This is a genomic window from Aeromonas caviae (genome assembly GCF_000819785.1).
Taxonomy (GTDB): domain Bacteria; phylum Pseudomonadota; class Gammaproteobacteria; order Enterobacterales; family Aeromonadaceae; genus Aeromonas; species Aeromonas caviae.
The window spans coordinates 1-1,475 of sequence record NZ_CDBK01000001.1 but is presented as its reverse complement, the minus strand read 5'-3'; the positions used below and the strand labels follow the sequence as shown (position 1 = coordinate 1,475).

At 63.7% G+C, this 1,475-nt stretch carries 1 pseudogene; it reads left to right on the top strand.

Annotated features, from left to right (window positions below):
• Window positions 1–1,475, top strand: a pseudogene (locus BN1120_RS21430) (retention module-containing protein); the annotation flags it as partial.

Here is a 1,475-nt window from a genome sequence, read left to right as displayed (position 1 = left end):
GCGAACCAGGGGGACGGCGCGGTGGTGAGCGCCATGAGCTTCACCGTGAGCCACGGGGCTGATGCGCTCGACACGAGCAGCCTCAAATTCGATATCGCAGCCATTCAAGGCAGCCTGGATGGCAAGTACAGCAGCCACGGCAGCCCGGTCACCTTCACCCTGGATGCCAACGGCGATCTGGTGGGGACCAGCGCGGACGGCCGCGAGGTGCTGCGGGCCGAGCTGGATTTGGTGGAGAGCAACGGCAACTGGAGCGTCACCGCCAAGGTGACCCTGGGGGCCGAGCTGGATCACCAGGGGAGCGAGTCCCTCGACCTGCCGCTTACCGTCACCCTGACCGACAAGGATGGGGACAGGGTTTCCACCGACTTGCCGCTCACCATCAAGGATGGCAATGCGCCGCACTTCGTGGCGGGCAGCGGGGTAGATCTGAACGAGAGCCGCCTCGATGGCAACAACACCCTGACGGAAACGGGACACTTTACCCTGGAGTCGGGGTCGGATCGAGTGAGTCAGGTCTCGTTCGCCGATCCGGCTTCCCAGCCCCCCCTGATGGCACTGGGTCAGCAGGTGAAATACGAACTGGTGGACGGGGATCCCGCCATTCCGGGCAACCAGATCCTCAAGGGTTATGTGGACGTGAACGGCGCGCGCGTCGAGGTGCTTCAGGTCGAACTGGTGGGCAAGCTGGACAATGCCGCCAGCAACACGTTCGACTACAAGGTGACCCTGTTCGAGGGGGTGCACCAGAGCGGCGGTGACGGCAAGACGAGTCTGCCCCTCAAGCTTGACATCATTGACAGTGACAAGGGGGGCGGCAACAACGACAGCACCACGGGCACTCTGGACATCACCATCAGCGAGGGCGTCAGGCCGATCGTCAACGGGGTGACCATCGACAGCGTGACCCTGAGCGAGGGGCGCTTCGATGGCGCCGCCAATGGTGCGACCGCTGACGATCAGCTCATCACGGGCAAGGTGACGGTACAGGCCTACTCCGATCCCATCGTCGATGTGCGCCTGGTCCTGAGCGGTCAGGTCATGGACATCAACGGCAATCCCGTCACTCACAATGGCGAGACCCTCACCTGGCAGGCCGTACCGGGCAGCAACGGCCACAGCTTCCAGGCAGTGACTGCGAGCGGCACCCTGGTGCTGAGCGTGACCCTGCCCAATGTGCCCGATAGCGTCGCGGCGCACACCAAGGTGGATTTCGATTATCAGGTGGTGACTCACACCAACCTGGATCACGGTGCGAACGACAGGCTCGATATTCGTGTCGGCATGCAGGTGACGGACAGCGATGGCACCGTCAGCAAGGGCGATACCGTCATCCATGTGACCGATGCCGCCGATCCTCACCTTGGCATCGACAGCGGGGTCACCTTGCAGGAAGGGGCCTCTGGCCAGACCCTGGATGGCCAGCTGCCGGTGAGCGTGGGGAGCGACCGCCTGGTGTCGCTCAACTTCGAGGC